This window comes from Acidovorax sp. YS12 (assembly GCA_021496925.1).
GTDB lineage: Bacteria > Pseudomonadota > Gammaproteobacteria > Burkholderiales > Burkholderiaceae_C > Paenacidovorax.
In genome coordinates this window covers 384,327-406,891 of the sequence record CP053915.1, presented here as the reverse complement: position 1 = coordinate 406,891, position 22,565 = coordinate 384,327, and the positions used below count along the sequence as shown (strand labels likewise).

Sequence of the window (22,565 nt, the reverse complement as noted above, 5' to 3'; positions counted from 1 at the left end):
TCACCGCCTCACTGAATGTCGATGGAGAGTGGGCGCCACGAGCGTTGATCGGACGTATTGCCGCCAACGTACTGCACCTTGCAGTGCCAATTGGAGCGGAGCATTGCTCCAAGGCCGTTTTGCGAATCCACATGCGATTTGACAACCCAGGTGTCATTTCCCATATCCCAGGACGTGTACTCCATAAATGGAAAGTCCGCTGTAGCGGGCGACCGCAAGCGCTCCCTCACAAAGTTCTTGCACTGCACATATGCAGATGCGTCATTGATTTTTTTCTTCGGGGTCGTCTCTTCGCTCATGACCCACATCCCCAGGCTGGACACCAGCACAATGATGATGAGTCCCGGTACGGTCTTGATGGTCGTGGGGCCTTTGGTGACTTTTTCAGGAGTGGTGCTGGATACCGGGTCTGGTGTTGATGCCGCTTCGATTGTCGGCCCCGCCTTCTGCGCTCTGGCTGCAGCCGCTTTGGCTGCCATCGCCGCCTCCACGCGGCTATAAATCGCCCCGCAATCCGGGCAGGCATCGAACTCGGCGCCTGCTGCATCCGGGTTGGCGTGGCCGCATTTCAGGCAATGCTTGAGCATAGTCCCCTCTCTGAATCAGTCGTCATTGGCCGCCTCAGGCGGCCTTCGATTTGCGCGCAGCAGTGGTCGGTTTCGCTGCCGCAAAGGCTGCAGCTTCGATGATCTTCTTGCCGGATTCGTCCGAGTGGTCGTAGTGATCCAGCAGCGCCGCCTTGCGCGGTGACAAGGTGACCTGGGGTGCGGCGGGCTGAGTGCGCTGGCCTGTCACCACATACAACACATCCAGACCATGAGCCGCCCAAGTGGCAAGGACGGTTGCGTTTGGCGCTGCTGCCCCACTTTCCCAGTTGAAAAGCGTCTTGCGCGTAGCTGTAGCCAGGGCGGCGAAATCCGACTGATTGAAGCCAAGCCGTTCGCGTTCTTCTTTGATGCGCTCGCCCATGTGCATAAAAAATTTCCCAAACACTCGTTGTAATTGGGTAATTTTTTACCCATAATCCACTCAACACGGCAAGAACTGCCGACACCTAAACAAGTTGAGTGAAAGGGTAGCAGATGCATCCAGAGGAAATCAAAGCGGCGCTGCGCATCAAGGGCATCACGCTCACGGCGCTGGCGCAAGAGCTGGGACTGTCGCGGTCGATGGTCACGCACGTCATCCACGGTCACGCCCGTTCGGAGCGCGTGGAGCAGCGTGTGGCCCAGGCCATCGGCAAGCCCGCGACGGCCCTGTGGGCTGCGCCCAAGCGCCTGCGTCGCGTAGCGCAAGGAGCGGCAGCATGAGCGCCGCCACCATCGCCGCCGCCCTGGCCTGGTACGAGGCCAACATCGCGGATTGCCCGCGCAGCCCTGAATGGAAGGCGGGTGCCCGCGCCGGTTGCTGGAAGGCCCATGGCCTGGTGCCTAGCCCCAATCCCTACCCCAGCGGCACGTGCCAGGACGATGCGCGCCGCGCCGGGGCCGTCTACGGCTACGAACAGGCCCGGCACGATCTGGCGGCAGGGGTGCGTGTATGACCCGCGCGACCAACACCACCAGCGCCGCCCCCACACTGCGCTCGCTGCTGCCCTCATGGCGTCTATTCGTCGCCATCTTTGCTGGCGGGCTGTGCGCCGGGGCAATCAACGGGCTGGCACTGCACTCACTTGGCCAAAAGCCACGACAGCCAAGCACCCAGCAATGCGCCGGCAATACCCATGATGCCGCCTACCGCGCCGCTGATGATGGCCGCCTTGTTCGCTTGGCGGGCAGCGGCCTGGGCCTGGCGCTCCAGCAGGCGCAGCTTCCACTGCTGCTCGGCCAGCAGCCACTGGGGGCTGTCGCTGGGGTGCTCGCTTTGCCATGCAGCCAGCTCGGCATCGCTGTAGCGCCGCAGTGCATCGGCATCGAGCCGCGCAAAGTCTCCCCACTGCTGGGCCTTCATGAAGTCACGGCCAAACCGCTCTATGCCATCCATTGCTGCCACGCCTCCTTGGCGCGGCACTGTAGCAGCCGCTCTGGCCAAGGGGCCGCAGCATGAGCACCCGCACCACCAGCTACACCAACGCCGCCCAGCAGCGCATCTTGCAGCTCATCGACCTGCTGGCCGGGCACGAGCTGCAGGGCCTGACCCCGACCGAAATCGGCCGTGCATTGGGCAGTGCCGCGCCGCAGGTGACGCGCGACCTCGACAACCTGCGCACCGCAGGCTGGGCCGAGCTGCACCCAGCGGGCAAAACCTGGCGCCTCGCGCCCCACGCCATCCAAATCAGCCTGCGCTACGCCGCCGGACTGCAAATGGGCGCCCAGCACCTGCAAGGCACCCAGCGCCGCTACGGCACCCCGCCAGGCATGGCCCCCGACCACTACTAAACCCATAGCTGCCCGCGCTTGCTGCGCGTGCCCTACAGCCCCAAAACACTGCAAAGAACGCCATGAAAGACCACACCGACCACGCCACCCAAGACATTCTGGATGCCACAGAAAAACGCGGGCGCAAACCCCTGGCTGCCGCCACCCCCCGCGAAACGCAAGCTATTGAAGCCGCCCTCACCAGCGCCAACCAGGCCGTGGCCCTGCTCGATGAACGCGCCAGCCGCGTGCGCGCCGTCGCCCTGCAAATGGGCTACCAACTGCCCGGCGATGGCGTAGATGCCGACCTCATCCAGCGCGACATTGCCGCCAACATGCGCCGCAGCGTCGAGGCTTGCCTGGAAGTGGGGCGCGGGCTGGCCGTACTCAAAGAAGCCTGCGAGCACGGGGAGTTCATTGCTCGCTTGGGTGTCTTGGGTATGGATCGGCACGTCGCAGCGCGATTCGCGCTTGCTGCTGCAAAGTTCTCAAATGTGCCGCCAGCGGCACATTTGACCAAAGCCATAGGCACCCAATCCAAACTGTTCGAGCTGCTGGTGCTTGACGCCGATGAGGTGCAAGAGCTGGCCGCAGGTGGCGAAGTGCGCGGCCTGGATACCGACGACATCGCGGGTATGACGCGCAACGAACTGCGCGCCGCGCTCAAAGCCTCGCGTGAGCAGCTCAGCGCAAAAGACCGCGTGCTGGCCGACAACGCCGCCAAGATCAACGAACAGGCCCAGGCCCTGGAGCTAGCGCGCAGCGAGAAATTCACCCCCGCGCCTGGCAGCGTGGCGCGCACCAAGGCCGAGGCGGTGCTGCTCAAAGAGGTGTTCACGCAAAGCCTGCGCGTTAATGGCCGCATGCGCGCCCTGTTCGCTGCGGTGAATGGCGCCCTGAGCGACAGCGGCGGCAATGCGCCCGAGGCCATCCAGCAGGCTGCGCGCGCCGCCGTGCAGTACCTGGCGCAGCAGTTCGCCGACATCGCGCGCGAATTCGACATCGCCATCGACCTGGACGAGCGCATCGAGCCGCCCTGGACCGCCGAGGACGAAGCCGCGCTGGTAGCGCTTGCCGCCAAGAACGCTGCTGAGGACGAGGCCGCGCACCGGCCCACCCACTAATGCCCGCCGCCCCTGGAACACCATGGAGACGCTACGCATGGAAACCCTGATCGCCGCCGCGCATGAATGCGCTGCCGCCGCGCATGGCGAGAGCGGCGCCATCATCAACCGCGCCGCCCGCGTACTCAACCTGTCGCCCGGGCGCACCCACGCCCTGGTGGCCAAGGCGGCGCGCGACCTGGGCCTGGCCGCGCCGCGCAAGAAGCGCGCCGACGCGGGCGAAAGCGCCATCCCGAGTGCCGACTTGGACGCCATCGCTGGCGCGCGCTGGAAGGACATGCGCAACGGCAAGCGCATGATTCCGCTGGAGGAAACCATCAACATGCTCTACCAGGCGGGCACCATCAGCGCCCGCCTGTCCGCCAGCCACGTCGCCCGGCTGCTGCGCCAACATGGGCTGGACCTGGACAGCCTCACAACGCCCTCGGCCCACGTGCGCATGCGCACCGAACACGTCAATGCCGTGCTGGCGGCCGATGCATCGGTGTGCGTGCTCTACCGCGCTCCCAGCGGTGAACTGCGCTTGATTGTCGAAGGCGGCGTTCACTACAAAAACAAGCCGCACAACCTGGTGCCCGTGCTCGACAAGCTGCTCACCCGCTTCGTGGCGGTGGAGCACGCCAGCGGCTGCATCGCCGTGCGCTTCTACGTGGGCGGCGAAACCACCGCCAACTTGCTGGACTTCCTGATGTGGGTTATGACCCAGCGCCACGATGCAAAGGGCGTGCCCGCGCCCTTCCACGGCGTGCCGTACATGCTCTACAGCGACCAGGGCGGCATGTTCAAGAGCGGCCCCGTGCGCAGCTTTTGCAGCGCCATGGGCATTCGCCAGCAGTGGCATGCCCCCGGTAACAGCCGCGCCACGGGCAGCGTCGAGGTCGCGCAGAACATCGTCGAGCGCGGGCTGGAGAGCCGCCTGCGCTACATCGACCGCGCCAGCCTGAGCGTGCCCATCCTCAACGCCCTGGCCGAGACCTGGATGCATGCCTACAACGGCACCCGCAAGCACGGCCGCCACGGCATGACGCGCTACGCCCTCTGGAGCACCATCGCCAGCGAACACCTGCGCCTGGCCCCGCCCATGGAAATCATGCGCGAGCTGCCCAGCAGCCTGAGCGAAGCCCGCACCGTCAGCGCCGACATGCAGGTCAGCTACCAAGGCACGCCCTACAGCGTGCGCTACGTGCCCGGTGTGAGCCCGCGCGACAAGGTACTTGTGTGCGTCAACCCGCTGGCCGCGCCCGCCGTGCGCGTGGGCGTCACCGACCGCGACACCGGCGAAATCATTTGGCACGACGTGCGCCCCGTGCAAGAGGGCTTTGCGGGCTACGACACCAGCGCACCCGTGCTGGGCAAGGACGAATACAAGGCCATGCCCGCCACGCCCGCCGACGAGCGCCGCGCGCGCATCCGTGCCCAGGCGTATGCCCAGGGCGGCACGCCCGCCACCGCCACCCAGGCCCAGGCTGCAGAAAAGGCAGGCGCCACGCCCTACCAGGGCCAGTTCGACCCCTTCGCCGACCTCAAGGCCAAGGCCGCCAGCCTGCCGCACTTCCTGCAGCGCCCCGGCACGCCGCATGAGGTGGCCGCCACCAGCGTGGAGCCCGAGCGCATGTCCATTGCCGCCGCCTGCCAGCTCATGCGCCAGGAGCTGGGTGGCGACTACGACACCGGCACCTATGCATGGCTGTCGGAGCGCTACAGCGAGGGCGTGCCCCGGGACGTTGTGCAGCGCCTGATTGATGCCCGCCGCCAGGCGCTGCAGGCCAGCGCCGCACCCAGCGGCCAGCCCGTGGGCCTGCGGGTCGTCGGGAGTGACCTGTGATGCCCGCCGCCGCCTCGGCCTCGGCCGCCATCCCCTGCATGCCGCCCCTGGCCCCGGTGCTGCAGCAGCACGAGATCACCCAAGCCGAGTTCGCGCGCGGCATGGGCCTGTCCACCGCCGCAGCCTGCCGCCTGGTCAAGCACGGCCTGCTGCCCGCGCGCCGCCCCGGCGACGTGCGCCGCCGCGCCCTGGACTGGCTCAAGGCACGCGGCGTGCCTGCCCAGGCCCTGAAACAAGTTGACCCCGCCGAGTTGCACCCCGGCGAGGTCGCCCTTGAAGCCCAGCAACCAACCGAAACCCCAAAGGAGGAACCGATGTTAATCCCTGAGCCCATCCTGATCCCGCCCGCAGTGGAGCAGTTCAAGCTGCACCTGCGAAACCCTTTCCATGGCGAAGTCCTGCAGGACGCCGATATGTTCACCAGCGGCGAGATTGGCTACATCCATCAGGCCGCCTGGCAGGCCGCCATCGGCGGCGGCGTTGTGGCCGTGGTCGGCCAAAGCGGCGCGGGCAAGACCACCATGCTTGACGCCATGCGCGAGAAGATCGTGCGCGAGCACCTTCCCGTGGTGTGCATCCGCCCCAGCGTGGCCGCCATGGAAGACAGCGAGAGCCGGGGTACGCCCCTGCGCACGGCCGATCTGTACATCGCCATCGCCTACGCCCTGGACAAGAAGGCCCGCGTGCCGCAGAACGCGCAGCGCCGCAGCCAGTTCGTGCGCGAGCTGCTGGAGGAAAGCACGAAGCAGGAGCGCCGCCACCTGCTCATCATCGAAGAAGCGCACGCCACCCCCACCACCACGCTGAACCAGCTCAAGCGCCTGAACGAAGAAATGCGCCTGGGCCGCCGCTACATGCTGGGCGTGCTGCTCATGGGCCACCCCGAGCTTGAGAAGAAGCTGACCCGCCATGACGTGCGCGAGAGCATGCAGCGCACCAGCATCGTGCGGCTCAATCCCCTGGGCGCGCACCTGGGCGCTTACCTGCAGCACCGCGCCAAGGCGGCAGGCCGGGCGCTGGAGGAGTTCATCACGCCCGAGGGCATCGACGAGCTGCGCACGCGCCTGACGGTGCAGCGCGGGCAGAACACCGCCCCGCTGTCCATGCTGTACCCGCTCAACGTCAACAACTGGATGACGCTGTGCCTGAACACCGCCGCCTCCCTCGGTGCCCCGCGCATCGACCGCGACGTGGTGCGCGTGGCGCAGCCGGATGTCATGCCGCAGGGGGTGTAGGCCATGTTCATCTTCCGCATCCGTATCACCATGCAGGACGGAAGTTGGGGCCGCTGCACCGGCCTTTTCGCCACGGCCTGCGCGGCGGTGCGCACGGTCTTGTCCCACTTCCCCGACGCGGCCAGCGTGTCCGCCATCTGCCAGCGGGGTGGCGCATGAAAACCCCTCGCCACCATTTCGCACCCGGCACGCTGCAGCAGATGCCCACGCGCGCCCAGCGCCTGCGCGTGACGCTGGCCGTCGCCCTCTGGTTCGCCGCCATCGCCCTGGGCGTTGTCGCGGCCATCGTGTGGGGGGGCGCGCTTTGAAAACCATCTCCTGCCCCTCCTGCGGCGCCGAGTTCGATCTTGGCGTCGCCCTGGCCTGCGAGGAAGAACGCCAGGCGTTCGCGCGCCTGGCTGCCGTGAGCATCCCGCTGGGCGCGCGCGTGCTGCACTACGTGACCTTGTTCCAGCCGCCCAAGCAGCGCCTGACCAGCGCCAAGAAGCTCAAGCTGCTGCAGCAGCTCCTGCCCGACATGGAGCGCAAGGCCATCACGCACAAGGGCCGGGACTGGCCCGCGCCGCTGGACGCCTGGGCACAGGCCATCGACCAGATGCTCGCCGCGCGCGACGCGCAGCGCCTGGAGCTGCCCATGAAAGGCCACGGCTACCTCTACGCCGTCCTGGCAGGCATGGCCGACAAGCACGAAGCCGCCCAGGAAGCAAAGCGCGAGGAAGACGCCCGCCTGCGCCCGCGCCGCGACACCGTGCAGGTGCGTGGCCAGGCGCTTGAGATCGGCGCCGCGCTGGACGTTGTGTACGGCGGCAAAGACCCGGCCCTGGCCGCCATCGAACAGAGCGAACTCAACGCCGCACCCATCCCCGCGCACCTGCGCGAGCGCATGCAGCAAATCAAGAAAGGCCAGCCATGACCCCGAAAGAAAAGAGTGCCGCCGCCATGACCTTGGCCGAGCGGTTGACCGAAATCGCCGCCGCCCAGCCGTCGCACGGCATCGCGCTGGACGGGCTGCTGCTCGCCTACGCGGCCATCGCCATCGCACACCCGTGCTGCACGGCCAAAGCCGCGCACGCCCTGCGCGATGCCGCCGAAACCATCGCCCCCCACACCGCCGCCCAGGGCGCGGCACACGTTCACTGAAAGGAGCCACCACCATGGCAACACTTCAAGAAATCCAGCAACGCGCCACCGCACTGAGCGAGTGCCGCGACATCCTGTCCACCCTGTTCCTCACGCTGCAAAGCGGCCTGGATACCGTCAAGAACGGCGCCATGCCCGAGATCAAGCGCGTGGCGCGCAAGGTCGCCAAGGAACACAACGAGCTCTTGGCACTCATCAAGGCCAACCCTGAGCTGTTCCAGAAGCCCCGCACCCAGGTTGTCGAGGGCATCAAGTTCGGCATGCAGGTGTCGCAAGGCTCGCTGACGTGGGCCGACGACGACAAGGTGTGCGAGCGCATCTTCGCTCTCGCCAGTGCGGGCGAGATCCCGGGCGAGCAGGTGGATTTGCTCGTGGCGATCACCAAGAAGCCCGTGGCCTCCGCCCTGCGCCAGCTCTCGCCCGAGCTGCGCCGCCGCCTTGGCGTGCGCCTGGAGGGTGACGGCGACCAACCGCTTATCAAGAGCGTGGACAGCCAGATCGAGAAGGCCGTCACGTCCGTCATCAACGCGGCCATCAAAGAGGCCCAGGCCGAGGGGGCATGACCATGGGCAGCATTCAATCCACAAAGGCCGCCATCGGCTACAAGACGGCGGGCCAGCGGCCCACCTGCGGCAACTGCAAGCACGTCACCGAGGTCTTCGCCGACCGCGCGCCGCCCTACGACAAGCTGGGCTGGGAGTGCCGCCGCTACGGCTTCGCCACCACGGTGCAGGCCATCTGCGACCAGCACCAGCCCAAGGTGCCGAAGAAAGGCGGTGCAGCATGAACCCGTTCAAGGCCGCCGTGCATAACGGCGTGCAGACCTATTACGGCACGGCCGATGATCGCGTTCGATCCATTGAGCGTTTCGACCGCGCGCAGTGCGAGGCTGCGCTCAAGCTGCCCGGCCTGCAGAAGACCGTCGAGCAGGCGGCGCGGCGGCGCCTGCGCTACTTCGACAAGGTCGCCACCGTCCTGCACTTCGAGGATCACGGCCAGGACTTCCTGCGCTGGGAGCTGGACGCCAAGGGCCTTGTGATTGGCTGCGAGCCGTTTCAGGGGTTCGTCTGGAAGGGTAAGCGCGTGATTGGTCATGAGGGCCTGCGCCCTGGTGACATCGTGCACTACCACTCCAGTGGCGAGTCCACCTCGGGCGGCGGCATTCGCTATCCCCTGCAGGATGTGGTGCGGATGAAGGGCGGTGCAGCATGAGCAAAGCACACGACGACTTCGCGGCAGCGTTTGACCGCCTCCTCGACCAAGTCGGCATTGCCGACGCCATGTCGATCGCCACAACTATCTTTGTTTCCCTGGTTGTCGGGTACATCGCCCACAAGGGCGAAGACACCAACAAGGAAATCAAGATCGACGGCGGAGAGCAGCGCGACATCACGATTCACGCCCCCAAGGGGGCGCATGAAAGGCGGTGTGACACGAGCCCAGTGAAATGGCGTGCCCATTGCCCCAATTGCGGCCAGGTCGAAATCATCCAGAAGACCCAGCCCAAGAGCTGCAAGACCGTCATCCGAGTGGGCATCGCCAGCACGCGCCGTTGCGGCATGCCGCTGGGGCAGCAGCGAAAGGTGGTTGCATGACCCGCGTCCTCTCCGCATTTGAATCCGTGCGCCCCAAGGGCACGGCCGCCATCGGTGCCGCGCCGCAACCGCAGTCGTGGCGTGATCGCGGCAAAGCGCCGCCCAAGCTGCCCGGCACCCCGTCCCTGTCTCCTACCGGCCCGCTGGTCATGGACCGCACCGGCAAGCGCATCGTGCCGCTGCAGCCGCGCATCAGCAGCGCGGCGATTGAAACCAGCGTGGCTTACCGCGCGTCCGTGGATCGCCGCCAGGCCATAGCGAAAGCGAGTATTTGATGTTCAAGACCTTGATCGTTTACAGCATCGTTTCGCCCTGGCCCGTGGGCCTGGGCGAAGTCGAGGCCGCGCTGCAAAAGGCGCTGTTCCTGGAATGCGGCGCCACGCAGGAGAAGTCCAGCGGCTTCGTGCCGCCGCGGGGCGAAGAACACGGCCTGCTGGCCGAGGGCGTGGGCGGGCACTGGGTGCTGCGCTACATGACCGAGGCCAAGGTGCTGCCCGCCGCCGTCCTGGCGCGCAAGGTGCAGGAAAAAGCCGCGCGCATCGAACAGGAAACCGGCCGCAAGCCCGGCAAGAAGGAAAGCCGCGAACTCAAGGACGAGGCCCGGCTCGACCTGCTGCCCATGGCCTTCACCAAGCAGGCCGCCATGTGGGTGTGGATCGACCCGCAGGCCCGCACGCTGGCGCTCGACACCAGCAGCCAGGCCCGCGCCGATGAGGTGGTAAGCCTGCTGGTGGAGCTGCTGCCCGGCCTTGCCCTGGCGCTGCTGCATACGCAGACCGCGCCCCAGGCCGCCATGGCGTACTGGCTCAGGACGCAGGAGCCGCCCCCGGGTTTCAGCATCGACCGCGAGTGCGAGCTGAAAACCACCGACGAAGCCAAGGCCGGTGTGCGCTACACGCGCCACCCGCTGGACATCGGCGAGGTGCGCGCGCATATCGAGGCGGGCAAGCTGCCCACCACGCTGGCCCTGACCTGGGACGACCGCGTGTCCTTCGTGCTGACCGAGGGGCTGCAGCTCAAGGGCATCAGCTTCCTCGACGCGGTGTTCGACGGCCGCTCGCCCGACGACCAGGGCTTTGATGCCGATGCGGCCATCGCCACGGGCGAGCTGTCGAAGCTGATCCATGACCTGGTGGCGGCCCTGGGCGGCGATGGCCGCGCCGCCAAGGCCGCTTGATACGGACAGGAGCCCCGGAAATGCCTTCCAAAACGTTCCAAACCGCAAACCCAGGGGGTTGCACCTCCTGCGGCGCAGGGCCGCTTAAAACGGCTCTGCCTTTTCGCGTGCTCGCGCTGTCGGTCGCGGGTGCATTTTTCGGCGTGCTGGGCGCGCTGCTGCTCGCCATGCCCGCGCTGCCCGGCTGGGGCTTCGGTGCCTTCGCAGTCAGCAATGTGGCCTGGCTCACGGCCAGCGCCTGGCAACGCCAGTGGCCGCTGCATGCCCAGCAGTGGGTGTTCCTTGTTTGCAGCCTGCTCGGGTTGTGGAACTGGTGGCTCGGGCCGCTGCTGCTGGGGTAGATCAATGGCAAACCACATTGCAGCCATCCACACGCTCAAGTCCAAGCTCGGCTTGAGCGACGACGACTACCGCGCGCTGCTGGTCAACCTCACGGGCAAGAACAGCAGCAAGGCCCTGGGCGCGAAAGAGCAGGCCCGCGTGCGTGACCACATGCAGGCCCTGGGCGAGCGCCTGGGCGTGCTGGTGCCCACGCGGCGGCGCACCTTTGCGCAAACCCGGGCCGCAGCGAGCCCGCGCGAGCGCAAGGTGTGGGCGTTGTGGAACCAGCTCCACCGCGACGGCGTGATCCAGAACCACAGCGCGCCCGCGCTCAATGCATGGGTCAAGCGGCAGGTGGGCGTCGATGCCCTGCGCTTTTGCAACACCGCGCAGCTCGACTCCTGCATTGAGGGCCTCAAGGTCATGCACGCGCGCGGGAGTGCCGCATGACGATGCCAGCACGCCGCTTGACCGAGGCCGAGGCCGCCGTGCTCGCACAGCACTTGCCCGCAGGGCTGACCGACGAAGTGCGCGACGTTGCCTGGTGCCTTTTTGAATCCATCGCGCTCATGGATTCGCGCGCCGGTACGGCCCATCCAGACCCTGCCTGGCTGCGTGTGCTGCACGCCATGGCGCGCATAGCCACCGTGCAAGTGCTGCACCTTTGCGCCGAAAAAGGCGGCAAAACCATCTACCTGGCCAAGGGCGTGGCCGCGTACCTTTCGGCGCGCGACCTGCAGATGTGCAGCGAGTTCCGGGGCGACAACTACCATGTGCTGGCTCGCCGGTACGGGCTGACCGAGATGCGCGTGCGCCAGATCGTGAACGACTGGCACGAAGAGCAAATCCGCACGCGACAGGGCCGCCTGCCCGGCATTGACGACTGAGCCCCCACGCTGGCGTGCAATGCGCCAGCGTTTTCTAAAGCGTTTTAGTTCACCTCAAACGCCCCCCGCCGCGACCATCGCGGCATGCCTTCCACCAACACCCTCCGTAGCGCTGTAGCTGTCGCCGCCTGCACCTTCGCCGTGCAGGCGGCGGGCGCTGCCGATGGCCTGATGCGCCGGGTGCAGTTCTTTCCAGCAGGTGAGTTCCGCAGCGGCGACACGCGGCCCGAAGAAGTGCCTGCGTGGCGCATCGACGCCGCAAGCGCCGCGCTGGTGATGGAGCGCTTCAACGCCCGCCGCAAGCCCCTCGTAGTCGATTACGAGCACCAGACCCTCAATAAAGAAAAGAACGGCCAGCCCGCGCCCGCTGCGGGCTGGCCCAAGTCCCTGGAGTGGGTCGAGGGCGAGGGCCTGTTTGGCCTGGTCGAAATGACCTCCCGCGCCGCCGCCGCCATCGACGGCAAGGAATACCTCTATTTCAGCCCGGTTTTCGCGTACTCCAAGACGGACGGCACGGTGCTGGAAATCCTCATGGGCGCGCTCACCAACGATCCCGGCATCCAGGGGATGCAGCCGGTATCTCTGATGGCCGCCGCCACGGCCGCTTTCCTCCCCTCACTTCAACAGGAGCCATCCGTGAATCCTCTGCTCAAGGCCTTGCTGGCCGCCCTCGGCCTGCCCGAGACAACCACCGAAGACGGCGCCATTGCCGCGCTGACGGCCATCGGCCCGCTGCAGTCCCTGCAGTCGCGTGCGGCCGTGGCCACGGCCGCCTGCACCGCGCTGCAGCTTTCCGCCGACGCCTCCGCCGATGCGGTCACTGCGGCCTGTACCAGCCTGCGCACGTCCGGCGCGCCCGACCCCGCGCAGTTCGTTCCTGTGGCGGTGGTCGAGGAACTCAAAGCCAGCGTGGCCGCGCTCTCGGCGGTCAGCCTTGCCCGCCAGGTGGACGACCTAGTCAAGCCCGCGCTGGCCGATGGCCGTTTGCTGGCCGCCCAAGAAACCTGGGCGCGCGACCTGGGCAAGTCGAACGTCGCCGCACTCACTGCCTACCTGCAGACGGCCCAACCCATCGCCGCGCTCACAGGCACGCAAACCGGGGGCCGCCCGCCCGAGGACGCGGCCAAGGGTGACGCGCAGCTCACGGCCTCCGAGCTGGCCGTGTGCACGGCCATGGGCCTGACGCCGGAGCAATACAAGGCCGGTGCCGTGAGCACCACCACCGCTTAACTACGAGAGCCCCTCAACATGACTGCACTCACGCAAGACCGCGCAACCCTGCGCCGCCCCGGCGAACAGATCGAACCGCCTGTGGGCGCCAATGCCCGCATCTACGCGGGCGCCCTGGTCGCCATCAACGCCGCAGGCTTTGCCGTTCCGGGCGCCACGGGCGCGGGCCTCAAGGGCGCGGGCGTGGCCGAGCGCCGCGCCGACAACACGGGAGGCACCGATGGCGCCATGCGTGTGCGCCTGTCCAAGACGCCCCACCAGTTCGGCAACTCGGCCGCCGCCGACGCCATCACGCTCGCCGACCTCGGCGCCGATTGCTATTTGGTGGACGACCAGACCGTCGCAAAGACCAACGGCGGCGGCACCCGTGGCCGCGCTGGCCGGGTGTACGACGTGGACGCGGATGGCGTCTGGGTCGATTTCCGCTAACCCACCCAACGCCACAGGAGCACCCCGACATGATCATCAATCACGCCAACCTCGCCATCATCAACCAGGCCTACAACGGCGCGTTTCGCGCGGGCCTGTCCACAGCCACGCCCATGTGGCAGCAGCTCGCCACGCTGGTGCCCAGCGCTGCGGCCGAGGAAACCTATGCCTGGCTGGGAAATTTCACGCGCTTCCGCGAGTGGCTCGGCGAGCGCCAGTACCAGAGCCTGATGCTGCACGGCTACAGCATCAAGAACCGCACTTTCGAGAACACGGTGGAGGTGCTCCGCGACCACATCGAGGATGACAAGTACGGCATGTTCTCGCCCGTCGTGCAGCAGCTTGGACAAGACGCCGCCACGCACCCCGACGAAATGGTGTTCGATGTCGTCAACAACGCTTTCACCACGCGCTGCTATGACGGCCAGTACTTCTTCGACACCGACCACCCCGTGGGGCCACCGGGCCGCCAGGTGAGCGTGAGCAACTTCCAGGGCGGCAGCGGCAAGACCTGGATGCTGCTGGACACCACGCGCATCCTGAAGCCGTTCATCTACCAGAAGCGCCGCGATTACGCCTTCACAGCGAAGACCAGCCTCACCGACGACGCCGTGTTCAACCGCAACATGTTCGTCTGGGGCGCTGATGGCCGGGGCAATGCTGGCCTGGGCCTGTGGCAGATGGCGTTCGCGTCCAAGGAGCCGCTCGACGTTGGCTCCTACTCGGATGCCCGCGCCCAGCACCAGTCGTTCCATGACGACAGCGGCAAGCCGCTCGTGATCCGCAGCGCCGAGCTGTGGGTGCCGCCTTCCATGGAGCAAGCCGCGCTGGAAGTCGTCACGGCCGAGCGCCTGGCCAACGGCGCATCCAACGTCATGCGCAACCTGTCCAAGGTGGTCGTGTGCCCTTGGATGAAGGACTGACACGCCTACCACCCTCAATCCCAAGGAGCATCCCCATGGCAACCGCCAAAGATACCCGCGCCAAGGTGCGCACCTCGGCCCCCGCCCCCAAGGCCAAGCCCCAAAACGACAAGCCGCTTGTCCTGGTCGTCACGCCCAAGGTCGAAGGCTTTCGCCGCGCAGGCTTCGCGTTCTCCGGCGAGGCGCGCCTCCCGCTCGCTGATCTGAGCGACAGGCAGTACGAGCAGCTCACCCGGGAGCCGATGCTCGTGACCTACCTGGCCGAAGCGGCGGCGGCCGAGGGCGAGGACGAAGCCAGCGCCTGAGCAAAGAGCTTTACATGCCGTACATCACGCACGAACAACTGGCCGACAGCCCCGGCGCGCTGGAGCTGTCGCAAGTGGCGACCGATGAGCACCGCTCGCCCGTGCGGGCCGAGCTGCTCAATGCGCTGCTTTGCGGGCAGGACACCAGCGCCTGGCCGCCCGATGACGTGGCCGCCGCCGAGCGCGTGGTGCAGCGCATCGACGCCGCCGTGGCGGATGCCACGGCGATGATTGATGGCTATCTCGCAAAGCGCGGCTACGTGCTGCCGCTCAACCCGGTGCCCGGCCTGGTCACGGCCTGGTGCCGCGCCATCGCGCGCTACATGCTGCACAAAGACCGCCGCGCGCTGGAGGCCACCGACCGCATTGCGCGCGGCTACACCGACGCCCAGCGCCTGCTGCAGCAGACAGCAGACGGCAAGTTCAGCCTGGGCGCCGAAGACGTGGTGGCGAACGACAAGCTGGACGCGCGCTTTGAGTGCGCCCCCAGCGTGTTCAGCCGCCGCGAGCTGGGAGCATTTCGGTGAACTTCGAGCCTTTTGATACTGGCCTGATCGCGCAGCGCCTGCGCGAGCAAGTGCCCGCGCTGCAATTTATCAGCGGCGCTGCGGACTACGCGGCGGTGAAAGAGCTGGCAGATTTCCGCACGCCCAGCGCCTATGTGGTGTTTGCGGAAGAGGTGAACACCGGCAAGTTCCCCGCTACACCTGGGGTGTGCTTCCAGAGCACATCGGCCGTATTCGGCGTGGTGCTGGCCCTTCGGAACTACAGAGAGCATTTCGGCGAACAGATGCACCAAGAGGCACGCCAGCTCGTGGGCGCCGTGCGCATGGCCCTCATCGGCCACAAACCCGCGTCGCATGGTGCATCCACCGTGGGATGGGTGTCCGGGGCTGTGCTGGACTACAACGCGAGCGTGCTGTTGTTCGGTGACAAGTACCAGCTCCACAACACATTGCACAGGGACTGACATGGCCGTGACCAATCTGCTGCCAGCGGGCAGCGATGCCGCTACAAGCTCCAACTTCGTGCTTGCAGGCGGCCAAACCATGACGCTTGCGGGCGCGGCCCGGGGCACCACGTACTGGCGCGCGACTATCGAACGCAGGATGAGCGACGGCGCCTGGGAGCCCGTGGGCTATCTGACGTGGGACGCCAGGATGACGACGCTGTACGGCGACGGCGAGTACCGCGTCAGCCGCCAGGCGGGCAGTGGGTGCATCGTGGATGGCGCCATCGCGTAGGGGGGCATATGTTGATCCCCCCCTTTTCTTTGGCTGTCGTCAGAGGTGGCAAATCGGTACGCGAGAAGCTGACGACATCGCGCACCTACTACGTGCGCACGGATGGCAGCGACTTCAATGACGGTCTGAGCGACTCCAGTGGCGGGGCCTTCCAGTCGCTCTCTCGGGCAGTTTCCGCCGCGACATCCCTCGACAGCAACGGCAACTTCATCCGGATTCTTGTCGGCGATGGCGACTACGGCGAACTCGTGCTGTATGAGCACATTGGCGGACAACCCATCACCATCATGGGCAACAAGGATCACCCGGAGCGCGTGCGTATCCATGGCGTGGGTGCCGCCGTGTTCGCATACAACGCGGGCGCCTGGTTGCTCGGCGGCATGACCGTGCAGGCCCAGAACGGGCCGGGCATCCTGTGCCATGGCACAACGACGGTAACGCTCATCGACAGCTTTGCTTTCGGCGAGGTCGGCGGGGCGCATATGTACGCGTTCGATGGCGCGAGCCTGCACATTGCTTGCCCATGGCGCATCACGGGGAACTGCATCGAGCACATGCATATCGAGCTGGCTGGGCGCATGAGCGCCTCATGGCAGACTTGCACGCTGGTGGACAACCCCTCGGTAGGGTGCTTCGTGCGCGCGCTGGATTGCGCGGTGCTGACTATCAAGGACGCCGTGTTTGAAGGCACGGCAACGGGCCAGCGATACGACATCCGCGCAAATGCCGTGGTGCGAACCAATGGCGCGGGCGCCGATTACCTTCCTGGTGATGCGGCAGGAGATGTTTCGTCGGGCGGGCAGTACGCTTAGGCGCGGCTGCATTTCCTAAAGCGTTTTGCTGAGCGCAAAACGCCAGGGCGGCGAACACTGAGGGCTCTTAAACAGGAGCCCTTTTTCATGTCCACAAAACCCGACTCGCAGCCGCCGCGCGTGCGCATCGAGCTGCTCAAGCCGCACCGCCACGCAGGGCGCGACTACAAGCCCGGCCATTTCCTGGCGCTGCCCGAAGGCAAGGCCGGATGGCTCGATTCCCTGGGTGTTGCGAAGGCTGCGCCTGCGCCCGCCGCCACCTCCACAACTCCCGCCGCCAAGAAGGAATAAGCCATGGCCGCACAAGCATCTACCAGCATCATCTGGAACGGCCAGGGCCCGGTGCACATTGGCACCTACGACCCGATCAACGGCCGCCCTGAAATGGGTTTCCTCACGAACCTGTATAGCGTGGGCTGCGGCAACCGCTCGCTTACCGCCACGCCCTCGCGCGAGACCAAAACGATTCCCGAGAGCTGCTCCGGCCAGCGTCTGGCCCTCAAGGAGATCGAGTCGGCAAAGAGCCTGCAAGTCGCCCTGACGATGGTGCAGTTCGACTCGCGCACGCTGGCCCAGGCGTTCTTCGGTGCGGCCGTGGAAATCCCTTCGGGTACCGTGACGGACGAGCAACTGGCGAAGCTGGAGCCGGGGGACTACTTCTTTTTGCGCTACCCGCGCAGCAAGAGCGTGACCATCAACGACAGCACCGCGGGCACGCCGCTGGTGTACATCGAAAACACGCACTACGAGCTGGCCGACGCGGCGCACAGCCGCTACCGCCTGCTGGCGCACCCCGCCGCGCACGTCGAGCCGTTGAAGGTGGACTACGAGTACGAAGGCTTCGTGAACATCGCTGCATTCAGCAAGACGAACGTCGAGCGCGGGATCGTCTTCTCCGGGGTCAACGGCGACGGCCAGAAGGTGCGCGTCATCATCCCGCGCATCAGCCTGGCCATGGACGGCGACTTCGGCTGGATCACCAGCGAAGAAAGCGAGCTGTCGCTCAAGGGTCAGGCGCTGTATGTGCCCGACCTGCAGGCCGATCCGCTGTTTGGCCCGTTCATGCGTATCGACGCGATGGTCTGACCCTGGCCGGGGGGCAATAAAAAACCGCGCCGGGCGTTTGCCTGGGCGCGGTTTTTTTCTTGCGCAAGGGCTAGCTGAATGCCTTGCGCACCATGGTGAAGAAAAGCCCAAGTGCGAGGGCAATGGGGGTGCCGATGAAGATAACCGCCAATGGCACGCCCACTGCAATGCTGACGATGGTTTGCATGGGGATGCCATTCAGCAATGCAACCAACACACCCAGCACGGGCAGCAGCACAACAGCATGCAGCCCCAGGCTTTGCCAACGTGTCAGCGGCGGATGTTTTGGAGATTGATTCATGTCGGGTCAAGAAATGAAGGCCAAGCTGGTGCTGGAAACCAGCGCCAAGGGCGGTGACGAAATCATAAGCCTGCGCGAAGAGTTGGACAAACTCAAGGACGGCGCAGACCAGGCCGGGCCGGAACTGGCGGAGCTGGCGGCGGAGATCAACAAGCTCGGCGCCCAGCAAGCGGCCATTGAGGGCTTCGAGCGTCTCAAGGCCGCAACGACCGAAGCGGCGGCCCGCACCCAGCAACTGCAGAAGGCCACGCGCGATGCAGCGCTTGCGCTCAAGGACAAGCAGGCGGCACTGGCCGCAGCCGCTGCGGCCGAGCAGCAGGCCAGTGCCACGCTGGCCCAGGCCCGCGCGCAGCAAAGCGCCATGGGCGAGGCCATCAAGCAACTGGGGGCCGAGCTCAAGACCATGGCGAAGGCCGCCACGGAATCCGGCGATGCCTCGGCCGTAATGGCAGAGCGGCTCAAGGACGGCGAGGCGCAGCTCGCCGTGCTCAAGGGCGAGTACAAGGCGGCAGCGGCAGGCGTCGCTGCATTGGCACAGGCCCAGCGCGACAACGCCAGCGCAGCCAAGGCCGCGCAGCGCGACGTGGGCGCGGCGCAAAAAGAATTCGACGGCCTACGGCAGTCGGCAGGGCAGGCAAAACAGGCGCTCGCAAGCCAAAGCCAGGAACTGCAGCGCTCGCGCGATGCGCTGGCAGGCATGGGCATTTCGGCCAAGGCCCTGGCCGATTCCCAGGTGGGGCTCAATCGTGGGCTGGATGCCTCGCGCGCCAACCTGGCCGCCCTCGCGCGTAAAGCGGAAGAAGCTGCATCGGTACTGGCAAACCGCGAACTGCTGGGCGTGCGCGCCCATGCGGACGTGCAAAAGGAGATCGACAAGACGCGCCAGGCCTACGAGCAGCTCAAGGCCAGCGGCAAGCTCACAAGCACCGAGCTGGCGCAGGCCGCCATGAAAGTGGAAGAGAGGATTCGGGAACTGCACCAGCAGACCAACGGCTGGAAGGAGTCCCTCGGCAAAGCCAAGATGGAGTTCGCCAGCATGGCCGCATCCGGGGCTGGGCTCGCGGTGGTGGCAAAGAAGGCCATTGACTTCGAAAGCGCCATGGCCGATGTGGCAAAGGTGGTCAACGGCACCGACGAGCAGATGGCGACCCTGAATGGTCGCATCAAGGAAATGACACGCACCATTCCCATGGCGGCCACTGAACTGGCGGCTATGGCGGCAGCGGGCGGGCAATTGGGGATTCCGCTGGAGAAGCTGGAGCAGTTCGTTGAGCTGTCTGCCCAGATGGCCACGGCATTCAACATGAACGCTGAGCAGGCGGGCGAGGCCGTGGCAAAGCTGTCCAACGTGTTTAGCTTGCCGTTGGAGCAGGTTCGCAGTCTTGGTGATGCCATCAATGCCCTTGGCAATAACATGGCGTCCAAGGAAAAGGACATCATCGACGTGCTGACCCGCATCGGCGGCACATCCAAACAGTTCGGCCTATCGGCCGAACAGGCGGCGGCACTATCGGCGGCCATGTTGAGCCTTGGTGTCTCCTCGGAGGTGGCGGGCACAGGCATCAATGCCATCCTCTCGAAGCTGCAAACGGCCGGGGTTCAGGGGAAAGAGTTTCAGCTTGCGCTGGCCGAGGCGGGGGTGTCGGCCAAGCAGTTGGCAAAGGACATTCGAGACAACCCGCAAAAGGCTATCGAGAGCTTCCTGCAAACGCTCTCGAAACTCGACGGAAAGAAGCAGGCGGAGGTGCTTTCGCGCTTGTTCGGCCAAGAGTACCAGGACGATGTAGCGCGCCTTCTCGGCGGCCTGGATCAATATCAGAAAGCGCTGGGCCTAGTGGGCGACAAGGCCAAAACCGCCGGGGCGATGCAGCAGGAGTTTGAGACGCGGGTGAAAACCACTGGCGCGCAGCTCAAGCTGCTCAAGAACGCCGCTGATGAGGCGGGTATCAATCTGGGGACGGTGTTCCTGCCTGTCATCAACGCGGTGGCTAGTGGGCTCAAAACGGCCACGCTGTGGGTGGCGGATTTTGCAAAAGCGTTTCCGGCCATCTCGGGAGTAGCCGCATCGCTGGTCACGGCGGCTGCATCGGCAGGCGCGCTGGGTGTGGCGTTTGGTGCATTGCGCATGGCGGGTACGACGGCCATCGCAGGACTCTCGGCGCTGATGCCTGCGCTGACGGGGGGGCTGGTTGGTGCCGCGACTGCGGCGGGCGCACTCAAAACCGCTGTGGCGGGCCTGTCGGTGGCGCTGGGCAGCTTTGCCGTGGGGTGGGATATCGGTACGTACTTGCGCAATGAGTTCGTGGAGGTCGAGCGCGCGGGTATTGCCATGGCCGCTGGGCTGACCAAGGCTGCTGCAATGGCGCAGACCGCCTGGGAGATGATGAGGGCGCCTTTCACGGATGACACCGTTGCAGCCGCGCAAGAGCGCCTGCGCGCCAAGCTGGAGCAGATCGACGACGAATACGCCCAGCTATTCGCCTCTGCGGGTAAGGCCAAGGCGGCGGTGCAGGAACAGGGCAAAGCCGCCGACGCGGCGGCCCAGGCCAATGCCAAGGCGAGCGAGGCTGTGCAGGCCGTAACGCAAAAAATGAAGGAGCTTGGCACCGGAGCGCAGGCGGCCGGCCAAGGTGCGCAACAAGCGGCGGCGGCGCTGGAGAAGGTCTTCACCGAGGCGATTAAGGGCGCGAAATCGGTGGAGGTAGTAGCGCAGTTGCGCGACAGGCTGAAAGAGGCGCAGCAGGCGGGACTGCTGGCGGGAGATGCTGCTGCGCGTTTGCGTGTGCAGCTTGACCAGGCAGGCGCAGCGCAAGGTGTGAAGGCGCTGGTGGTCGAGTTTCACACGCTCAAGAGTGGCACCGAAGGCGTACAGGGCGCGGTGGACAAGCTTGTCGAATCGCTGAAACTCGACGACAAGGGGAGCATCGCGGCATTCGCCCGCGCACTGCAGGAGCTGGGCAGCACGGGCGTGCTGAGCGCGCAGCAGGTGGCAGGTGCCTGGCAGCAGGCCCTGGGCAAGCTCAATACGCAGCAGCTCAACGATTTCTCGTTGTCCGTGAAGGCGGCTTTTGCGCAGGGCACGCTCAGTGCGCAGGAGTTTGCCCAGGCCAACGATCAAATCCTGTCGGCCAGCTTCGACCGGCTGGGCGTGAACGCCGCGCAGGCCCTGGGCAAGATCAGCACGGGCGCGCAGGAGGCCATCAACCAGGTTGACCTGGTGGCCGAGTCCGCCAAGGCGGCAGGCGCGGGGGCAAAGGACGCCGCCCGTGCCATCGAAATGGCTTTCGCTGCCGCCATCCCCAAGGCCGACAGCCTGCAGGCCATCGACGCCATGGAGCAAAAGCTCAAGGCCATGGGCGCGGCGGGCCAGGTAAGCGCGGACGGCATGGGCCGCCTGCAGTCTGCGCTGGACAAGCAGCGCGCGACCATCGAAGGGCAGATACCGGGCATACAGAGCCTGGGCGAAGCGCTGCGCCAGCTCGGCGTCAAGCCCCAGGCCGAACTCAAGGAACTGGCACGCACAGCCAAGGAAGCCTTCGACGTGGTGCAGGCCAGCGGCACGGCCACGCCACGCGAGATCAACGAGGCCTGGAAGGCCATGGCCGAGGCGGCGATTGCCGCGAACGATGGCATCGCGGACGCGACGATCCAGTCCCAGGCCCGTCAGCATGGCTTCGTGGTCGAAACGGACAAGGCGGGCAAGTCCATCGTCAAGTCGATGAAAGAGGCCGAGGACGCAACCAAGAAGGTAGGCGACGCGGCGAAGGACGGCGCCGATGGCATGCGCGAGATGGCGAGTGCGGCCGACGACTCGCGCACCGCTCTGCAGAAGCAGGCCGCCGCGCAGAACGAGGCGGCGAACGAGGCCGTCAACGCCTGGATGCAGGCCGAGCAACAGGCGGACAAGTACTTCGTGGAGATGGCGAAGATCGCCCGGGAATCCGGCGCCTGGGCAAAGGACGTGCCGAAGCTGGCCTGGGCCATGTCGGCGGCGCTCAAGGAGCTGGACGCCGCCCAGCAGTCGCTGGAGCGCTCTAACCAGGGCGCGGCGCAGGGCCTGGAGGATTTGAAGATGCGCCTGCTGGAGTTGCACGGCTCGGAAGAAGACGTGGCGAAGGCGCACCAGGCCCGCGACGAAGCCGAGGTGCGCGCCAAGATGGCGCTGCTGCGGCTCGACATCGAGCGCGCCCGCATCCGCAAAAACAATGAAGAAGCGGAGCGGCTCACGAAGGAACTGGCGCTGCTGGAGGAGCAGCTCGTGGTGCTGGGCGAGATCTACCGCGAGGAGGAAAAGCAGCGCAAAGACCGCGAGCGCGAGGAAGGCGGCTCGGGCGGCAAGACGAAGGGCGGCGGCGGCCGCAGCGGCGGCAGCGGTGTGTCCGATGGCGGCGGCCGCACGGCCGAGGACACGGGCGGCGGCGGTGCGCGCGGGCCGGTGCCGGGCGACATGCCGCAGCGCCCGCCCGTGCAGATCACGCTGCACGCTAACGGCATCAACGATCCGGTCCAGCTCGCCCGCTTGATCGAACCCGAGCTGCGCCGCATCGCCCAGCTCGCGCGCTGAGTTCTAAAGC

At 66.3% G+C, this 22,565-nt stretch carries 35 protein-coding genes; 30 read left to right on the top strand and 5 right to left on the bottom strand.

What is annotated here, in order from left to right; translation table 11 throughout:
* Nucleotides 1–8: 8 nt before the first annotated feature.
* Nucleotides 9–587, bottom strand: coding sequence for a hypothetical protein (locus YS110_01945; GenBank protein ID UJB63604.1), 579 nt, complete (start codon nucleotides 585–587; stop codon nucleotides 9–11).
* A 34-nt stretch (nucleotides 588–621) separates the two neighbouring features.
* Nucleotides 622–975, bottom strand: a complete 354-nt coding sequence (locus YS110_01940) for a helix-turn-helix domain-containing protein (GenBank protein UJB63603.1) — start codon at nucleotides 973–975, stop codon at nucleotides 622–624.
* Nucleotides 976–1,082: 107 nt separating this feature from the next.
* Here YS110_01940 and YS110_01935 point away from each other — a divergent pair, with 107 nt between their 5' ends.
* Together YS110_01935 and YS110_01930 are read left to right on the top strand one after the other, a co-directional pair.
* On the top strand, nucleotides 1,083–1,310 hold the full coding sequence (locus YS110_01935; protein UJB63602.1) for a helix-turn-helix domain-containing protein: 228 nt from the start codon (nucleotides 1,083–1,085) through the stop codon (nucleotides 1,308–1,310).
* Nucleotides 1,307–1,543 carry a hypothetical protein gene (locus YS110_01930; protein UJB63601.1) on the top strand — a complete coding sequence of 79 codons (237 nt, stop codon included), beginning with the start codon at nucleotides 1,307–1,309 and terminating at the stop codon, nucleotides 1,541–1,543. Before YS110_01935 ends, YS110_01930 begins: the two co-directional genes overlap by 4 nt.
* A 125-nt stretch (nucleotides 1,544–1,668) precedes the next feature.
* Here YS110_01930 and YS110_01925 read toward each other — a convergent pair whose 3' ends face one another.
* A complete protein-coding gene (locus YS110_01925) occupies nucleotides 1,669–1,983 on the bottom strand; it encodes a hypothetical protein (protein UJB63600.1) in 315 nt (104 codons plus the stop codon).
* Nucleotides 1,984–2,042: 59 nt separating this feature from the next.
* Between YS110_01925 and YS110_01920 the strand changes: the two genes are divergently transcribed.
* Nucleotides 2,043–2,378: an IclR family transcriptional regulator gene (locus tag YS110_01920; protein ID UJB63599.1), complete on the top strand. Its 336-nt coding sequence runs from the start codon at nucleotides 2,043–2,045 to the stop codon at nucleotides 2,376–2,378.
* Nucleotides 2,379–2,410: 32 nt separating this feature from the next.
* On the opposite strand, the gene YS110_01915 is transcribed toward YS110_01920, so the two are convergent.
* Nucleotides 2,411–2,809: a hypothetical protein gene (locus YS110_01915; protein ID UJB63598.1), complete on the bottom strand. Its 399-nt coding sequence runs from the start codon at nucleotides 2,807–2,809 to the stop codon at nucleotides 2,411–2,413.
* Between the two features lie 60 nt (nucleotides 2,810–2,869).
* Between YS110_01915 and YS110_01910 the strand changes: the two genes are divergently transcribed.
* From YS110_01910 to YS110_01785, 26 genes are all read left to right on the top strand, one after another.
* A complete protein-coding gene (locus tag YS110_01910; protein UJB63597.1) occupies nucleotides 2,870–3,481 on the top strand; it encodes a hypothetical protein in 612 nt (203 codons plus the stop codon).
* A 22-nt stretch (nucleotides 3,482–3,503) separates the two neighbouring features.
* Nucleotides 3,504–5,306, top strand: a complete 1,803-nt coding sequence (locus YS110_01905; protein ID UJB63596.1) for a DDE-type integrase/transposase/recombinase — start codon at nucleotides 3,504–3,506, stop codon at nucleotides 5,304–5,306.
* Entirely contained in the window at nucleotides 5,306–6,541 is a 1,236-nt protein-coding gene (locus tag YS110_01900) for an AAA family ATPase (protein ID UJB63595.1), read from the top strand. The genes YS110_01905 and YS110_01900 overlap by 1 nt, the downstream gene beginning before the upstream one ends.
* Before the next feature lie 3 nt (nucleotides 6,542–6,544).
* The gene (locus YS110_01895; GenBank protein ID UJB63594.1) at nucleotides 6,545–6,700 is read left to right on the top strand and encodes a hypothetical protein; all 156 of its coding nucleotides are present in this window, start codon (nucleotides 6,545–6,547) and stop codon (nucleotides 6,698–6,700) included.
* Complete coding sequence (locus YS110_01890) at nucleotides 6,697–6,849, top strand: hypothetical protein (GenBank protein ID UJB63593.1); 153 nt, start codon at nucleotides 6,697–6,699, stop codon at nucleotides 6,847–6,849. The genes YS110_01895 and YS110_01890 overlap by 4 nt, the downstream gene beginning before the upstream one ends.
* Complete coding sequence (locus YS110_01885) at nucleotides 6,846–7,454, top strand: hypothetical protein (GenBank protein ID UJB63592.1); 609 nt, start codon at nucleotides 6,846–6,848, stop codon at nucleotides 7,452–7,454. Before YS110_01890 ends, YS110_01885 begins: the two co-directional genes overlap by 4 nt.
* Nucleotides 7,451–7,681, top strand: coding sequence for a hypothetical protein (locus tag YS110_01880; GenBank protein UJB63591.1), 231 nt, complete (start codon nucleotides 7,451–7,453; stop codon nucleotides 7,679–7,681). Before YS110_01885 ends, YS110_01880 begins: the two co-directional genes overlap by 4 nt.
* Nucleotides 7,682–7,695: 14 nt before the next feature.
* A complete protein-coding gene (locus YS110_01875) occupies nucleotides 7,696–8,244 on the top strand; it encodes a hypothetical protein (protein ID UJB63590.1) in 549 nt (182 codons plus the stop codon).
* A 2-nt stretch (nucleotides 8,245–8,246) separates the two neighbouring features.
* Nucleotides 8,247–8,468, top strand: coding sequence for a hypothetical protein (locus tag YS110_01870; GenBank protein ID UJB63589.1), 222 nt, complete (start codon nucleotides 8,247–8,249; stop codon nucleotides 8,466–8,468).
* Nucleotides 8,465–8,893, top strand: a complete 429-nt coding sequence (locus YS110_01865) for a hypothetical protein (GenBank protein UJB63588.1) — start codon at nucleotides 8,465–8,467, stop codon at nucleotides 8,891–8,893. The genes YS110_01870 and YS110_01865 overlap by 4 nt, the downstream gene beginning before the upstream one ends.
* Complete coding sequence (locus YS110_01860) at nucleotides 8,890–9,276, top strand: hypothetical protein (protein UJB63587.1); 387 nt, start codon at nucleotides 8,890–8,892, stop codon at nucleotides 9,274–9,276. The genes YS110_01865 and YS110_01860 overlap by 4 nt, the downstream gene beginning before the upstream one ends.
* A complete protein-coding gene (locus tag YS110_01855) occupies nucleotides 9,273–9,551 on the top strand; it encodes a hypothetical protein (GenBank protein UJB63586.1) in 279 nt (92 codons plus the stop codon). Before YS110_01860 ends, YS110_01855 begins: the two co-directional genes overlap by 4 nt.
* Nucleotides 9,551–10,453 carry a recombination-associated protein RdgC gene (locus YS110_01850; GenBank protein UJB63585.1) on the top strand — a complete coding sequence of 301 codons (903 nt, stop codon included), beginning with the start codon at nucleotides 9,551–9,553 and terminating at the stop codon, nucleotides 10,451–10,453. The genes YS110_01855 and YS110_01850 overlap by 1 nt, the downstream gene beginning before the upstream one ends.
* Before the next feature lie 107 nt (nucleotides 10,454–10,560).
* Nucleotides 10,561–10,794, top strand: coding sequence for a hypothetical protein (locus YS110_01845; GenBank protein UJB63584.1), 234 nt, complete (start codon nucleotides 10,561–10,563; stop codon nucleotides 10,792–10,794).
* A gap of 4 nt (nucleotides 10,795–10,798) precedes the next feature.
* A complete protein-coding gene (locus tag YS110_01840) occupies nucleotides 10,799–11,224 on the top strand; it encodes a regulatory protein GemA (protein UJB63583.1) in 426 nt (141 codons plus the stop codon).
* Entirely contained in the window at nucleotides 11,221–11,661 is a 441-nt protein-coding gene (locus YS110_01835; protein UJB63582.1) for a hypothetical protein, read from the top strand. Before YS110_01840 ends, YS110_01835 begins: the two co-directional genes overlap by 4 nt.
* Before the next feature lie 84 nt (nucleotides 11,662–11,745).
* Nucleotides 11,746–12,891: a phage protease gene (locus YS110_01830; protein ID UJB63581.1), complete on the top strand. Its 1,146-nt coding sequence runs from the start codon at nucleotides 11,746–11,748 to the stop codon at nucleotides 12,889–12,891.
* A gap of 18 nt (nucleotides 12,892–12,909) precedes the next feature.
* Nucleotides 12,910–13,320, top strand: coding sequence for a hypothetical protein (locus YS110_01825; GenBank protein UJB63580.1), 411 nt, complete (start codon nucleotides 12,910–12,912; stop codon nucleotides 13,318–13,320).
* Between the two features lie 29 nt (nucleotides 13,321–13,349).
* Complete coding sequence (locus YS110_01820) at nucleotides 13,350–14,243, top strand: Mu-like prophage major head subunit gpT family protein (protein ID UJB63579.1); 894 nt, start codon at nucleotides 13,350–13,352, stop codon at nucleotides 14,241–14,243.
* A gap of 35 nt (nucleotides 14,244–14,278) precedes the next feature.
* Nucleotides 14,279–14,548: a hypothetical protein gene (locus YS110_01815; protein UJB63578.1), complete on the top strand. Its 270-nt coding sequence runs from the start codon at nucleotides 14,279–14,281 to the stop codon at nucleotides 14,546–14,548.
* A 14-nt stretch (nucleotides 14,549–14,562) separates the two neighbouring features.
* The gene (locus YS110_01810) at nucleotides 14,563–15,075 is read left to right on the top strand and encodes a DUF1320 domain-containing protein (protein UJB63577.1); all 513 of its coding nucleotides are present in this window, start codon (nucleotides 14,563–14,565) and stop codon (nucleotides 15,073–15,075) included.
* Complete coding sequence (locus YS110_01805) at nucleotides 15,072–15,518, top strand: hypothetical protein (protein ID UJB63576.1); 447 nt, start codon at nucleotides 15,072–15,074, stop codon at nucleotides 15,516–15,518. The genes YS110_01810 and YS110_01805 overlap by 4 nt, the downstream gene beginning before the upstream one ends.
* A gap of 1 nt (nucleotide 15,519) precedes the next feature.
* Complete coding sequence (locus YS110_01800; GenBank protein UJB63575.1) at nucleotides 15,520–15,792, top strand: hypothetical protein; 273 nt, start codon at nucleotides 15,520–15,522, stop codon at nucleotides 15,790–15,792.
* 8 nt (nucleotides 15,793–15,800) lie between these two features.
* Entirely contained in the window at nucleotides 15,801–16,604 is an 804-nt protein-coding gene (locus YS110_01795; protein UJB63574.1) for a hypothetical protein, read from the top strand.
* An 87-nt stretch (nucleotides 16,605–16,691) separates the two neighbouring features.
* The gene (locus tag YS110_01790) at nucleotides 16,692–16,895 is read left to right on the top strand and encodes a hypothetical protein (protein UJB63255.1); all 204 of its coding nucleotides are present in this window, start codon (nucleotides 16,692–16,694) and stop codon (nucleotides 16,893–16,895) included.
* 3 nt (nucleotides 16,896–16,898) lie between these two features.
* Entirely contained in the window at nucleotides 16,899–17,690 is a 792-nt protein-coding gene (locus tag YS110_01785; GenBank protein UJB63573.1) for a hypothetical protein, read from the top strand.
* A gap of 70 nt (nucleotides 17,691–17,760) precedes the next feature.
* Here the strand turns inward: YS110_01785 and YS110_01780 are convergent, their stop codons facing one another.
* On the bottom strand, nucleotides 17,761–17,991 hold the full coding sequence (locus tag YS110_01780) for a hypothetical protein (GenBank protein ID UJB63572.1): 231 nt from the start codon (nucleotides 17,989–17,991) through the stop codon (nucleotides 17,761–17,763).
* A 361-nt stretch (nucleotides 17,992–18,352) separates the two neighbouring features.
* Between YS110_01780 and YS110_01775 the strand changes: the two genes are divergently transcribed.
* Nucleotides 18,353–22,555 (top strand): phage tail tape measure protein, encoded by a 4,203-nt coding sequence (locus tag YS110_01775; GenBank protein ID UJB63571.1) that lies wholly within the window; start codon nucleotides 18,353–18,355, stop codon nucleotides 22,553–22,555.
* The last annotated feature ends 10 nt before the right edge of the window (nucleotides 22,556–22,565 follow it).